We start from the raw sequence: 15,044 nt of genomic DNA, 5'->3' as shown, positions 1-15,044 counted from the left end.
TTAAGATTACATACACTAAAAAGCCTTATTATCCATACATTCATGCTACGTAACGTAAAGGAAGCTAATAATAAGGCTTTTTAAAAATAGTGTTTTCAGTGATATTTAACTAAAACGGTGTAACTCTAACAATTCAATTTTATAACCGTCAGGATCTTCAACGAACGCCAGTATTGAAGCGCCGCCTTTGTTAGGACCCGCTTCACGAGTAACTTTTCCGCCTGCCGCTTTAATTTTATCACAGGCTTTATAAACGTCGTCAACGCCGATGGCGATATGACCAAAAGCCGTCCCTAATTCGTAATCTGACTCATCCCAGTTATAGGTTAATTCAATAACCGCAGTGTCACTTTCACTACCGTAACCTAAGAAGACTAAACTATAGCGACCTGTTTCGTTGTCACGTTGTCTTAATATTTCCATACCCATAACTTCAGTATAAAATTGAATAGATTTTTCTAAATTTTTAACGCGTAACATTGTGTGTAATATGCGCATACTGCACCTATTTGATAATAATTATGTGGGTGCTAGATTACTCAAACCTCATGGTTTTGGCAATATATTAGAAAGGTGTAATCTAGATAATTATGCTTATACCCGTTACCAATCAAGATGCGTATTTCAGAGTGCTTGAGCGATATCAATTCAAGGCAGTGCTTTGTAATAATGGTCGTTCCCTTATAAAAAGCACTAACGAAGAAGTGATTTTGCTCAAGCGCTTCTTCGATGGGTCTAAAAACAATTTATGCCGCGTTATTAACTTTAGTAAGGGAGTAACCATGACGTAAACTTGATGCCTTGCCTAAATTGTTTTTAGTTCCCACTGAAACCTGCATCTTGAATGGTAACGGGTATATACCTACTATCAAACATAAAAAAGCCTCATCACTGATGAGGCTTTTAGTTATTCAGTTGTGTCTAACTTAGTTAGACAAGTTATTTAATACAAGTTATCTAGAATAAAGCTAAGGCACAATTACTTCTTCTATTCACAAGTTGGCAATACTAATGCGCCACTGTAACTTGCTTGGAAACCTAAGGTAGTTGATGCATTTGGCGCTAAAGAGCCATTCCACGGCGCATTCGATAAAGTAATATTACCTGTGGTACCACTATACTCCCCAGACCAACTGTTACCAATAGTTTGCCCATCAGGTAAATTAACAGCTACCTGCCAGTCGTTTACTGCGCTGCTACCTGTGTTAGTTATAGTAATTGCTGTGGTATAACCGCTATTCCATGAGCTAACAACTATGTCACAGTGAATGTCACTGCCATTTCCACCATTATCGCCACCGCCATTGTTACCGCCATTACCATTAGAGTCGTCCTGCTCTACGGTAATGTTAACAGTTGCAATGTTTGATACATTACCATCGTTATCAGTCACACTATAACTAAAGCTATCATCACCAGCGAAGTCAGTATTAGGTGTATAAATAGCAGTATCATTGGTTATTTCAACGCTACCGTTATTTGGCATACTTTCTAAATCATAAGCGCTAATTTCGCCATCATCAGTTGCTGATAAAGTGATAGTTACCGAGCTATTAAACGTTGTAGTCGCTGATTTATCATCGGCTATTGGATCGCAGGCAACACCACAAGCAATTACATCAATATTTACCGTTGCTACTTCAGAGTTTTGACCTTCGTTGTCAGTCACAAAATACTGAAAACTGTCAATGCCAACAAAATCACTATTAGGTAAATAATTCACAATATTAGCATTGGCTGAATCAGTACTTAAGGTTGCAGTACCGTTTACAGGTTGAGTGCTGATTGCATAGCCTGTAATAACGCCGTTACTATCAGTACCTACTAATGCAATATCTACTGCGGTATTTTCGGTAGTACTTGCTGAGATTACTTGGGCAACAGGGATACAAGCATCACCACAAACTTGCGTTAAGGTAATACTTACTTGTGCTGGTTGAGAATCTGCACCGTCGTCATCGGTAACGGTAAAGCTAAAGCTATCGTTACCAATATAACCGGCTTCAGGCTGATAAGTTGCTACGCCCGAATCACTAATAGTCACTAAACCATGCATCGCATCTGTTGATACTTGATACGAAGTTATAGTGCCATCACTGTCAGAAGCTGTAAGGTTTATTTGCAAGGTTTCATCGCTATTACCATTAACGGTTTTACCGAGAGCGCTAGGAGCATTGTTAGGGCAATCTTCTAAACAAGGCTCAGTTACCACATCATCAATAGGCGTTAGCGCAGGAGCAGTTTTATGAAAGGTTTTGTCAGAGGTTAACCAAATACTACCTTCGTTGTTAAAATCACTAACATCTGCGGTAAAGTTTGCATTCCCTGTTCCATCAAGTGAGAAGCGAGACGAGCTGCCCCAATTTGGCATACTAAAGTGGAAAGAGTATGACGGTGCTTGATGAAATTCATAATGGTACCAACCTTTACCTAAGTTGGTTTTAGGCGCTTCTGGTTGCACAGTAGCGCCAGTACCAACGTAGTCACTCATGGCTGAGTTGTCAGGTTGATAATAAATTTCATACGCAGTGGCTGCACTGGTTGTAGTACATATTTCGCTAGATTGTACCGACGTTAGACCAATATAATCTTGTGAGGCTACTTTAAAACAATATTGTGTATTTGGCGTTAAAGGCACAAATGATGAAAAGGTCGACATTGTGCTGTCATACAGATCATAACTGCCGCCTTCAGGCTTCATGTACACTTTATATTTACGTACTTGTGCATTATCGCTAGCGCTATTCCAGCTAACTTCAATAGATGAACCACTGGTTGGCGTGGCAACAATATTAGTTGGCGCTTGTGGCGCTACTGTATCTTGAGGAGCGGGTATCGCTTCTTCAATATAAGCAAGTACCGCAACTAAGTTGGCATTCCAGTTAACGGTAATTTCATTCGAAGAATAGTTATTCCAATGATCTGAAAAACTTTTAGCGGGCTCTACACAAGGTGTTCCTGGTGCTTCTACACCACTAGTCCCGTCTTCTACTAAATCATTTTGTGGACCACCTGCAACAGCTCCGGGGTAGGGAACCGACACTGCTTCGGCAATGGCCGTGACAGGGTTCGCTTTCGATTTCAACCAAAATCTGTGATGTGGTTCAGTGGTTGGGTTTTCACCGTAGCCTGTCATGTAGGCGCGATCTAGTGCATTAATACCTAATACATGATCCATACTACGAGTTACGCCATCAAGGTATTTTTGTTCACCTGTCGCGCGATGCGCACTAGCTAAATGGATACCTTGGCTTAATACGCCAGAGCCAATTGACCCCCAATAGTAAACGTGATCGCCAGTACACTCTCCGCCATTAGGACTTGCATTAGTTGCGGTAATTGGCGTCATGTAACCTTCGCTATCAATATTATTTAATAGGGTGTCGGCAAAACCACTTACGCCTGCAACTAATTGTGCATTTTGTTGGGTAGTTAAATCAGAATCAGCTTGGTGAATGAGTAATGATAAACTACCGGCTACGTGAGTTTCTGCCCAGTCAAAACCGCTAAACTCGGCAAAATGAGGGCTAGCTAAAAGATAGGTTTTGTACTTTTCTTTTTTAGTGGTTAAGTACAGCTCGGTTGCTGCCCAGTAAAATTCGTCACTGACTTTATCATCGTTGTAAGGTCCACTGCCTTTTGAGGCATCAGCTGAGGCAAATAATGCAGGTGATGCAACGGCGGCGTCCCAAGCAAGCTCAGCTTTTTCAATTAATGTTTGGTAATAAGGTAAAGTGCTACCGTCAAAGCCCGGCGCTTGTGGGTAGTTTTGCCATAAACGAGCCGCTTGTGCCATAACCGCTGCGCCGTTTAATGTGGCAGCCGTTGATACCGGTTTAATGGTTCGTTTACTTTGTGGATTACTCCAGTAAATGCCGTTATCGTCTGCAGGAACCAGTGGGAAAGGCGCCCAGTTTTGCCATGATTTTTTATGATGGATCATGCCAGGGTAAGGAGAAAAATTTTGCGGTACTTGCATACGGGCGATAAAGTCGAGTTCGATACGAGCTTCATCTAAAATATCAGGAATGCCATTACTGCTTTCTGGAATTAATAATGATCCATCAGGGTAGGCAGCTGGGTTTGCTTCATAAACGTGTTGTAAAAGCCAAGTATAATAGCCGCCGTTTACAACATAACCGCCATAATCGCCAGCGTCAGCGTGTCCGCCTTCTACATTTAAACTATAAGTACAGGCAACACTGCTTGGCCAGTCTGACGGTAAATCGTCATCACAGGCAAGATTGTTATCAAAGGCGTGTCCTGCTTCACGAGCAAATTCTTCACCAACAAATTCAGCTAATACAGGCATACCAAAGCGTTGATGATAAAAATACATCAAGGCATCTTCTTTCATAAAAGTGTATACGTAGTCACTGATTTTAAAAGGGTAACTGGTTTGTGAGCCTATTTGTAAAACGTAGTCGTCGCCTTTAGTGCTAACGTTTGAAAAGTCGATATGAGAAACCGTATCGCCAGAAGCTATATCAGTACCATGGTCAGTTGTTTTACCTGTGGCAACAACTTCACCAGAACTATCTTTTAATTGCCACGTTTCACCAGCAGCTCCTGTATATACAGCATGTTTAGGCTGGCTAGGTAAATAACCATGTTGGTTTACACGTACACTGTTTACAGGTTTAATTTCTGCGTTAACTGAGAAGCTACCTAGGGTTGCTGTCGCTGTTAATAGAGTTAGGGTTGCGAGACTAATTTTACTTAACTTAAAATTGGATTTCATAGGATATTCTCACTTTTATTCTTATAGTATTTGTATGGTATTGATACGGTATTTTTAGACATAAATAACAGGTTAACTTAATGAAAAACCCTCGAAAGCAAATGGCTAATTTACTAGCTTGGTGCAATAGAGGGTTTTATATTTAATTAGCAATCAATTAACCATGATCTGCTAATTAAATAGCTAAGTTAATTACTTAGCCCACAGCCATTTCAACAAGTCTGTTTTTCTTTCGTCGAAATCTAACCAGAAACCCCAATCACTAGTGTTACTCACAGGGTCATAACCGTGTAAATAAATACCACCTGTATCGCCCGATTCTGGATTGATTGACCAGTAACAACCTTGAATATCTTTCTCTTTCATATAATCAACTAAGGTATTTTGCCATTCACGATCTACGCCTGGTTCAACATGACTCCACATTGCTTGCTCGGCAATACGAGTATTGTTTGGCCAATCCATGTTGCCACCAAACTCACCAATTACCATGGCATAGCCTTGCTCACGTAAATAACCAAAATGCTCATCCCAACCCGCTTTAATTATGGTTGGATTAATGACTATATTACAATTTGCTTCACCTGCTTCATCACCACTTAAACCAGTACATTCTGGTTGTGCGGGATCCATAAAGTGTTGTTGTGCAAACACTGATGGACCATAAGTATGTGGAGAGATAACCAAACGATCTTTAGGAATATTTAAAGGATTTGTTTGATGTTCAAAGAAGTTTTCACCCCAGTTAGGGTTCGTTTCAGGATTACCATGAGGAACTTCTATACCGTCTGATGTTCCGGCAGAAATACCTTCGACAAAAATAAGTACATCTTGGTTAACTTCATTAATTGCGGTATATGCATTTTCAGATAATGTTTTCCAATCTTCCCATGTGTAATCCCACGGTTCATTGAAGATATCAATACCCATGATGTTGTCGACACCAATCTCTTCAGCAAGACCAGCAATTTCTCTTAAGTTATCTAACCAAATTTCTTCATTGTATTCATGAACTGTTACACCTTCACCTGCTGCTGAACATGCGTAATCTTCACGCGTAAATTCATAACCGACTCTATCTTTATCTGCATATGGTGGTTTGGAGTCAAGTTTACCTGCGCGCCAGCCAATGTAGTTTGAACAAGAGTGAATATCGATGATCACTTGCAGATCATTGTCATCAGCTTGTTTGATGAAATCAACCATCGCTTGACGAGCATTGGTTTGACGAACAGATTCATGATTTTTCAGTGCGCCACCGTTATTAGCAAAGCCCATTCCTTGAGGATCGGTTTCATCTAAGGTTTGTGGTGCGATAGGAAGACGGATTACGTTAATGCCCTGTGCTTTGATCTCATCCATAGTTTGTTGAATAGTACGACCTGTACCTTCACCGCTATTTGCCCACCACATGTTACCAACGTAAAGCTCCATTGGTGCGCCACCAGGGTTGTTAGCAGAATCTGAAGGCTCATGTTGACCTTCTAAGCCGAACCAGTTACCACACTGTACTGGTAATACGGTACCATTTTTAGTGATGTTACCTGTTGCATCAACACGGAAAATACCATCTACAGCACAACCCGTTACACTAACAGCTGTACCTGCGGGTGTATCAGGACATTGATCAAGATGATCGGCAACGCCATCATTATCTGTATCTATGATAGGCGGTAAACTACAACCTAATGCATCAACTTCATCATCGATTGGTGTATCAGGACATTGATCTACAGAATCAATAACGCCGTCGTTGTCTGTATCGGGTAAAATAGTACAGCCTACCGCATCAACTTCATCGTCAACAGGTGTATTAGGGCATTGATCTACACCATCTTTTACGCCATCTTGGTCGGCATCAAAAATAATAGTACAACCCATTTCATTAACTGTATCGCCTGCCGGGGTGTCGGCACATTGATCTAATTCATCAATTACGCCATCGTTATCACTATCTGCTGGTGGAAGCGCGCCACAAATATCGCCAGTTACTAAAACTGATGGCGCTGGGCTATTAGCAGGTTTACTGCCTTGTAAACCAAAGACAACACTGCTACCTGGCGCTATAGTGCTATTCCAGCCTAAGTTGCTCGCGGTATAAGGGTTTGAGCCACTAACATTAGCGTTCCAAGTGTTATTAGAAACGGCATTATCATAAGCCCATTGAACTTCCCAACCTTCAATTGGAGTGGCACCGTCGTTAGTGATACGTATTTCAGCAACAAAACCTGTTGGCCATTCATTTTGAACTATATGTTCACATTGTGCTGCCTGAGCTACACTTGCATAGCTACCAGCCACGCCAAGCAAACCTAAGAGGATGGCTTTACGTAATGGTGTAATTTTACTTTTCATTATTGTATTCTCCATTGTTATTGTTTTTTACTGTTTTATAACGCTTTTATGGTTTATTCTTTTAACCGAGTAGATAGCTCTAGCTATGACTACTCAGTTAAAAAGAATGCTTTGTATTTACTCATTAGCTATAGTTATTAGCTGTTGAGTAAATGAATCTTTATTAACTAATGATTAAGGCGTACAGCTTGGTAAGGTGAACTCTCCTGTGTAGCTGCCTTGTACGCCAATAGATACCGAGCCATTAGCCGCTAACGTATTGTTATATTCAAAGTTTGATATTTGAACGGTACTGCTATCAATCACGGTTACTTTGCCGCCCCAACCACTGTCAATGGTTACGCCTGCAGGTAAGTTAAGATTTACCGACCAGCTATCAAGCGCTTGTGAACCAGTATTTGTGACAACAATGTCGCTCAGTACAAAGCCGCCTGGCCAAATGTTACTCGCGCCTAATTCACAGGTTAAACTGGTAGGCTCGTTGATAGTGATATCGATAGTTTGTTGGGCATTTAGTGGTTGTAAGTTTTCATCAAGTGCAGTGACCGAAAGTGGAGATACACCACTTGTCGCATTGGCGGTAAAGGTTGCAGTGTTGCTGTCAGTGATAGTTTGACTTACACCATTAAAGTCAGCTTTGAATGCGGCTGCATTGGTTAAAGCAACTTCAACAGTAAAATCGGCACCTTGTTCAACACTAAAACCTGATGCAGGTGTGGTGATTTCGATGCTTGCCGGTAGGATTATTTCATTAACGCTTGCAAGCGCTATGCTAGCCGTTACGTTGGTTTCGTTGCCATCAGCGTCAACGCCAACCACTTTCACGGTAAAGTCTTTTTCCGTTGCGGGTGCTTTAATTAACGCGCTAGTAGAGCTGCCAATAGCAACTTTTACATTATCAATATAAACAGCTGTACTGCTTAGTTTGGCAAGGTCATAATTAATGGTTACATCACTATTAATGGTAACTTGGCTGCCATTTAGTGGTGAGGTAATTTCTACTGATGGGATCAAACTTTGGTAATAATCGCTGACGTTAGTACCAGTGGCTTCGCTACCTAAATTAACTTGATGATCTAAACCAATGTATTTACCGCTTTCACTTTTCCATAATGACGGCTCAAAGAGGGCGTATTTTTCTTCATCCCACGTTACCCAGTCATTTAATAATAATCCGCCTGTGTCGCCAGAGTTTGGATTAAGACACCAGAAAGTGTGATGTAAACCATTTTCAATAATTAATTCACGTAAGGCCAGCATCCACTTTTCATTATCGCCGCCGTCCATGAAACCGCCCCATTCACCGATAAGTAGTGGTGATATTCCTTGCTCATGAATAAACATCCAGTTGTCTTTCCAAACATCTTGATAAAGACTGTCTTTATCAAATCCTTCGTAAAACCAACCTTGTTTGAATACTAAAGGGCCATAATCATGAGGTGAATAGACCAGTTGATCTTGATTAGCGCCTAGGTCAATAGGGAAGTCTTTAACGCCGCGTAAGTTACCGCCCCACCAGTTATTGTGATAATCGTTTTTGTCAGCAGATGTCCAGTTAATGCCGTCTTTCGGATAAGATTCAATACCTTCACATAACACCAATACTTTAGGGTTTATGGCTAAAATGGCATTGGATACATCTTCACAAGCAAATTTAAAATTGTTTTCGTCGGTTGAATCGTCCCATTTAGCAAACTCTTGCGCACCCCAAGGTTGTCCGTGTGGTTCATTTTGAATATCAAAAGCAATTAATGTGTCGTCATTCGCATAACGCGCGGCAACCCATTCCCAGCTTTCTTTAAAGTCAGTTGAGGTGATGTCGCCTTTATACCAAAGTGGGGCAAAATGTCCTGAGTTATCAGCTTCTGCACTGTGTACATCAAGTAATATTTTTACACCATATTTTTTCGATACTGCAATGACTTGATCAAAAACTTCTAGGTTATTAAGGCCTTCAAGTTCAGGGTTTACATAAGTATTAATACTTGGCGTAGTGGCAATGCCTTTGCTCCATTCAACTAATAATTCAGTTGAAATAGGCACCCGTAAAATATTGATGCCGCGATTGGCAATGGCTGAAATAGCTGAGTCTAAGTTAACCGCCCATAAACCATGAAAAGTACGTTCTGAGGCGTTAAAACCAAACCAGTTGGCACCGGTTAACCAAACTTTGTTGCCTTGTTCGTCAACAATGGTATTACCTTCAACATGTAACCAATCGTCATTATTTAGTGGCTCATTTGCCGATAAATATGTTGGCAGCAAACTGGCGGAAACGATTAATGCGCCTAATGCTATTTTGATATTTTTTGATAAAAGTGAATTTTTCATTTTAATATCCTGCTATTTTAAATTAATAGTTTAAGTAACTGTTTTATATTGTTAATACCCATAGTTAGGTATTTTAAATGTTCAGTTTTTATTAAATTTTGAATGCAAAAATTCTTGCCTGAATGCTGTGCTCAGCAAATAGACGAGTATTTATTTTTTAAACAAGTTAAGTCGTACGTTAAGTCATAGTTTGTTAAGTCATAGTTTGTTAGGCATAGCTTAAAAAAGTATGCAGTAACTAGCGCGAGGGGAAGTCACCCTAGCTACCACATCAAAGTTACAACGAACCGTACTAATTATTACTAGTTACAAACATCACCGGTTACTGTTGGTACCACTGCCGGCGAATCATTTACACCTTTAGTGCCTTGCATACCAAACTCAACTGAACCACCTACTGGAATAGTGTTATTCCATGAAAGTGATGTTGCTGTGTAAGGATTGTTACCTGTAACATTGGCATTCCAACCTTGGGTTCTTGCTGTACCGTCATCATAGCCCCAGCTAACTTCCCAGCCATTAATTGGCGTACTGCCATTATTGGTGATACGTATAACGGCAACGAAACCAGCATTCCACTCATTACTAACAATGTATTCACACGAACTGTTACCGACAACAGGCTCTGTTACCGTAACATTTTGTGTTGTTACATCAGTATGACCTTGACCATCATCAACGGTTAACGAGACGGTGTAGGTTCCGGCAACATCATAGGTGTGATTGGCAATTACGCCGTTTTCGCTTACACCACTTTCATCACCAAAGTCCCAAATGTAAGTTAACGAGTCGCCATCAATATCAGAAGACTGTGACGCATCTAGCACAACGCTTAGTCCTGAGGTATCTACAGTAAATTGTGCATCAGGTGCACTATTTTCTGGTTGTTCAATGGCAACTAGGTTAACGCTCTGGTTTGCATCTAAGCTATTGCCATCGCTATCTAAAGACACTACTTCAATGACAAACGCGCCGGTTACTTCAGGGGCAGCAACAGTAGCAGAGGTTGCTGTTGTTGCTGCAACAACGATTGCACCATCAAGCATAATGTTTACCGAAGCAGCATTAGTGAAACTGTACTGAACGGTGATATCTTGCCCTGTAAAAACTTCACTACCCGAGGTAGGAGAAGTGATCGCAACACTTGGGATTATTGCTTCTGCTACGCTGACATTAACGGTTGCTGGGGCAGATACTGCGCCGTCATTATCTGTTGCGGTATAAGTAAAACTATCATTGCCAGAAAAGTTATCATTTGGTGTATAAGTACGGGTATCGCCAGAGCCACTTAATTGACCAAATGATGGTTGTGTAACTGTATAACCCGATATTGAACCATCGCTATCTGCTGCTGATAAGTTAACGGTAACCGGTGTTTCAAAAGCGGTTGAAACGTTTGAATTTTCTGCAGTAGGAATACAATTTATACCTGTGCTGTCACCGCAACCTGCAGTAGGCTCAGAGCCCCAAACAAGTGTATCGCCATCATATAAAGCAATTTGTGGTGCTGGCGCATAAGCATTACTGTAATTAGCCCACGAAGGATCTTCGCTGTTATCCCATTCACTTAAATTACTTGAACTAGGTAGTGAGATGCGAAATTGTACTTCTTTTCTTGAGGCTGACTGACCACCTGGGAATATTTCAACCCCTGCAAATGAAACGTCTGTGTAGTAAATGTTATCAGCCGCATCACCCCAACTTTGTAATTGAGATACACTGCTAGCTTGTGAGTAAGCTGCTGTAACTGATATGTCAGAAGCGCTATAGCCTTTTTCCATTTCTGCTGTTAAATCAACCCAGTAACGTAAAGTAAGGTTATCACTTACTTTAGCTGGCCATGCTGAATGGTTATGAGTTAATGAACCAATTTCAATATAGCGAGGACCTGTTGAGTTAACTTTAGCTTCCACGTAAAACTCTAAGTCTTTTTCTTCTTTAGCTGGAAAATCTGCTTCTGGAATTGGTGTTCCACCAAACTCAAGATACATACGCGCAAGTGCTGATGTAAAGCCTGCGTTGTAATCAGTGGCCACTTCGTTAGCAATATAATCATCACGATCATCTTCATATGCATCGCCTGAGCCTGGACCACCTACTAATGCGCCTACTAATAAATGACGACTTTGTACTGGTACGGCTGAGCTATCAGACCAGCTACCGTGTGCTGTTCTATGATGTGGGTTTTTAGGGCCATTAGCAGCCATACCAATTTGATAAGGAATACCTTTAGGGTTATCACCCATAATGTATTCCATTTGACCAATTGCAAAATCTTTATACGCTTGAACGCGGCTATTGGTTGGGTCTGCTTGGTTTAAGTAATCAGAATATAATAACGCAATAAATGAAGTATTGGCCGCATAACGCGTAGCGCCCCAGCTAGAAAGTTGTGCTAAACCACCTGCCGTGTAGCTAACACGTTCACCGTTATAGCCTGTGCTCCAAAAATCTAACCAACGTTCTGCATCAGCGCGGTAAGTTGGATCACCGGTTAATTGTGCTAATAATACATACGAGCCGTAAGCTTTATCATCCCAAGCATGGGTCCATTTGTATGATTTTATTGTGGTTTGGTTTTCAACACTTAAATCGGCATAATCCGCTTTTGCAGCGTCAAGGTATGATGCTTCACCTGTTGCTTTGTGTAACCAAATGGCAGACCACACTAACTCATCGTGATAGCCACTCCATGAATTATAAAATGCTGTAGCATCTGTAATACAATCGCTGTATTTACCTAAATATGTTTTAGCAAAGGTATAAAGTTGACGAGAATGAGCAAGTAATTTAGCTGAGTAGGTAGGCTCATCGTCAGCAAAAACCATAGCAATAGCAGCAAGTGCTGCTGAGGTTTCACCTGCAAGATCAGAGCCTGGACAGGTTGCCGATACAGCATAAGAGGGTCGGTTAGATGCCGCTCGAGTCGTTGATTCTATTACCTCAACAGGCCCCCACCATGAATGGTCGTCAGCACCAGAGCCTACTTGCCCGTAAAGTACATTAGTAGAAGGATGGGCACTAACAAAATAGTCAGCAACAAAACGTAAGTTGTTTTTTATATGCTGCATTTGACCGCTTTGTTCATAAGCTTGAGGATATTCAACAACACCCCAAGCGAGCATGGTAGCACTAGCTGCCATTGGAAAACCAAATTTAACGTGGTCGCCGGCATCATACCAACCACCAGAAAGGTCAATGTTGTTATCACTACCATCATTTACCGTTGAATCACCACGCCATTCGGTTCTATTCCATTCAGGTAAAACACCAGACTGTTGAGCTTCATAAAAATAGATAGATTTTTGTAGTGCTTCTGCGTAATTAGGTGTTTCAGCATTAGCTAGAGCCACGGCTGAAAAGTTGAGTGTAAGGGCTATTTGTAACGATATTTTTGCAATTCTCATTATGCTAATTCCTTCTCTTAAAATATTTTAAGATCTAATGCCTTAATTATATTTTGGGTTATTAATATGATTAATAAAAACGCTGTAAAACATTAACCTCGTTATGCTCATTATGTTTATACAGCAGTAAATTTTTTATAATTTGTCGGATTTTTTATAGATATAAAAAATATTTTCTGATTATTATTCATCCATAGCAAAGACAATATAATCAAACCGCACTGTTTAACATTATTTAAACATTTAATTAATGTAAGCGCTTACATAAAGGTAGGTTAATAATAAAATATGGTCAATATATTTTTAAATATTAATTAAAGCTTTTACACTAAGAATAATTTTCATATGAAAAAAATCGTCTAGAGTATTTTTTAGTTATTGATATATATGTTTTTTATGTTTTGTTTGTACTTTGTAATAGCTTGTAATTGAAAAGTACAAAATAAACTGCCTATTTTTTGTTCTTTGTTTGTTAGGTTTATGTAGTAATGGATTTAGCTTGTAATTCTCAATTGTAAATGTAATTTTTATGTTAAATTTAATCATTTGGTAAGGTGGTTTTTATAATATTTATTATTTTTATCTAGATTAATCGCTTATTAAAATTTAAGGAGAGGAATAAAGGAAGAGTAAATAGTGAGTGTTGAAGTGATCGGGTAAAAATGTAGTTCAACGTAAATTGAAAGAAGAGTTACGGTTGGGGTTATAGTGCCTAAATTTAAGATATTGAGTTTGCGGTATTGAAGGGGGAGGTGCTTTAGGGATAAATCATTACTTTTTTGACTTGTTTAAGTAACAAGCCAATAAGTAATAAACGTATTATTATTTGCTGGTTTAACTAATCATTTTAAGTGTTTACTCGTAATTGGCTTACTCGTAATTGAGTACTATTTATTCAAGATTAATTGAATTGTAGAGAAAACACTTTGGTTTGGATAGCCATCAGCAATCAGTTGATTTTTAAGTTGAAAAGAGCGAATTGCATCTCGGCTTTTAGGCCCCCAAATGCCATCAGGTTTACCCGTCTCAAAACCTAGTGCGTTTAATTGTTCTTGTAAAGTTTTCATTTCAGCTACGCTATAAACTCTTGGTTTATTACTTTCGTCTTGCTTAAAGGTGAATCCCTCATCGCCTATTAATTTATTCGCTAATATACCCACTGATAGGGCATAGCTTTTAGATAGATTCCAGGTCATGATCACGTTAAAGTTTGGATACAGCAAAAAGGCGGGTCCTTGATGTCCTGATGGCAAATAAAGCTCAGCTTGAATATCATAATCGGCTAATGGTTGATTATTGGACTTATGAACACCAAGCTCTTGAAAATAGCTTAGCGGGTAATACTTATCAAAGGTAACTTTCTCAAAGGCAAAGTTATCAGGAAGTTTTACTTCTCGGCCCCAACGCTCTTTGGTTTGCCAACCTATTTGATTTAGATAATTAGAGGCAGTAGTTAAGGCATCTGCTTCACTTTCCCAAATGTTTACAGTGCCGTCGTTATCGGCATCAATAGCATATTTTAAGAATGCTGTTGGCATAAACTGCATATGGCCCATTGCACCAGCCCAAGAGCCTTGTAACTGCTCTACAGTAACTTTTTTGCTATCAATTAGAGTGAATAAGTTTAAGAGCTCTAAAGTAAAAAATTCACTACGACGCTCATCACACGCTAAAGTAGCTAATGAGTTAAGTACTGACATTTTGCCTTTGTGCTTACCAAATACCGTTTCTAATCCCCAAAAAGAAACTAAGTACTGTCGTGGAATACCATACTGTTTTTCTAGTTGATCAAAGAGTGCTTTGTTTTGTGCTAACTTTTCTTTACCAACACGTACATGATAATCGGTCACTCGCGCTTTAATATATTGCTCAAATGTTTGCGTAAATTCAGGTTGTTTTTTATCTAAAGTTATTACCCGTTCAATAGGTGAAATATTACCAATAACTGTTTCTGTAATGTATGGAGAAAACCCGGCTGATTCGGCGCGAATAATCAAATTACTTTTACATTGATTAAAGTCTGAATCCGCGATACTTGCTTCGGTAATAACAGGGAAAAATAAGCTAGCGATAATTAAGGTTTTGTATCGAGTTAGGTTGAAGGTTTTTTTTACGTGAGCGGGAGATAAAAGCATGGATGCATTCCTTGGCTAAACTTTAAATTAAAATTTCAGCGAAATATGAGGTTATAATTTTGCTGTTAATAACCG

General features: G+C 39.7%; 6 protein-coding genes. All 6 read right to left on the bottom strand.

Going from position 1 to position 15,044, the window contains the following annotated elements; all coding sequences use genetic code 11:
- Nucleotides 1–105: 105 nt before the first annotated feature.
- The 6 genes from gloA to CWS31_RS11775 all read right to left on the bottom strand — a co-directional run bounded on the left by gloA (nt 106) and on the right by CWS31_RS11775 (nt 14,969).
- Nucleotides 106–498, bottom strand: coding sequence for a lactoylglutathione lyase (gene gloA / locus CWS31_RS11805; RefSeq protein WP_101342541.1), 393 nt, complete (start codon nt 496–498; stop codon nt 106–108).
- A 490-nt stretch (nt 499–988) separates the two neighbouring features.
- On the bottom strand, nt 989–4,741 hold the full coding sequence (locus tag CWS31_RS11795; RefSeq protein ID WP_101342539.1) for a glycoside hydrolase family 9 protein: 3,753 nt from the start codon (nt 4,739–4,741) through the stop codon (nt 989–991).
- A 192-nt stretch (nt 4,742–4,933) separates the two neighbouring features.
- Nucleotides 4,934–7,096: a cellulase family glycosylhydrolase gene (locus CWS31_RS11790; RefSeq protein WP_101342538.1), complete on the bottom strand. Its 2,163-nt coding sequence runs from the start codon at nt 7,094–7,096 to the stop codon at nt 4,934–4,936.
- A gap of 174 nt (nt 7,097–7,270) precedes the next feature.
- Nucleotides 7,271–9,427 carry a cellulase family glycosylhydrolase gene (locus tag CWS31_RS11785; protein WP_101342537.1) on the bottom strand — a complete coding sequence of 719 codons (2,157 nt, stop codon included), beginning with the start codon at nt 9,425–9,427 and terminating at the stop codon, nt 7,271–7,273.
- A 302-nt stretch (nt 9,428–9,729) separates the two neighbouring features.
- A complete protein-coding gene (locus tag CWS31_RS11780; RefSeq protein WP_101342536.1) occupies nt 9,730–12,834 on the bottom strand; it encodes a glycoside hydrolase family 9 protein in 3,105 nt (1,034 codons plus the stop codon).
- Between the two features lie 887 nt (nt 12,835–13,721).
- Nucleotides 13,722–14,969 carry a lytic murein transglycosylase gene (locus tag CWS31_RS11775; protein ID WP_101342535.1) on the bottom strand — a complete coding sequence of 416 codons (1,248 nt, stop codon included), beginning with the start codon at nt 14,967–14,969 and terminating at the stop codon, nt 13,722–13,724.
- Nucleotides 14,970–15,044 lie beyond the last annotated feature (75 nt).

This window comes from Colwellia echini (assembly GCF_002843355.2).
In the GTDB taxonomy this organism is placed as follows: Bacteria; Pseudomonadota; Gammaproteobacteria; order Enterobacterales; family Alteromonadaceae; genus Colwellia; species Colwellia echini.
Note: the sequence above shows the minus strand (reverse complement) of the source record. Positions and strands in the feature narration are given on the sequence as shown.

Bases quoted from the DNA above. Each gene is read 5' to 3' on its own strand.
- gloA (WP_101342541.1), bottom strand. From the start codon at position 498: ATGCGCATATTACACACAATGTTACGCGTTAAAAATTTAGAAAAATCT.
- CWS31_RS11775 (WP_101342535.1), bottom strand. From the start codon at position 14,969: ATGCTTTTATCTCCCGCTCACGTAAAAAAAACCTTCAACCTAACTCGA.
- CWS31_RS11785 (WP_101342537.1), bottom strand. From the start codon at position 9,427: ATGAAAAATTCACTTTTATCAAAAAATATCAAAATAGCATTAGGCGCA.
- CWS31_RS11795 (WP_101342539.1), bottom strand. From the start codon at position 4,741: ATGAAATCCAATTTTAAGTTAAGTAAAATTAGTCTCGCAACCCTAACT.
- CWS31_RS11780 (WP_101342536.1), bottom strand. From the start codon at position 12,834: ATGAGAATTGCAAAAATATCGTTACAAATAGCCCTTACACTCAACTTT.
- CWS31_RS11790 (WP_101342538.1), bottom strand. From the start codon at position 7,096: ATGAAAAGTAAAATTACACCATTACGTAAAGCCATCCTCTTAGGTTTG.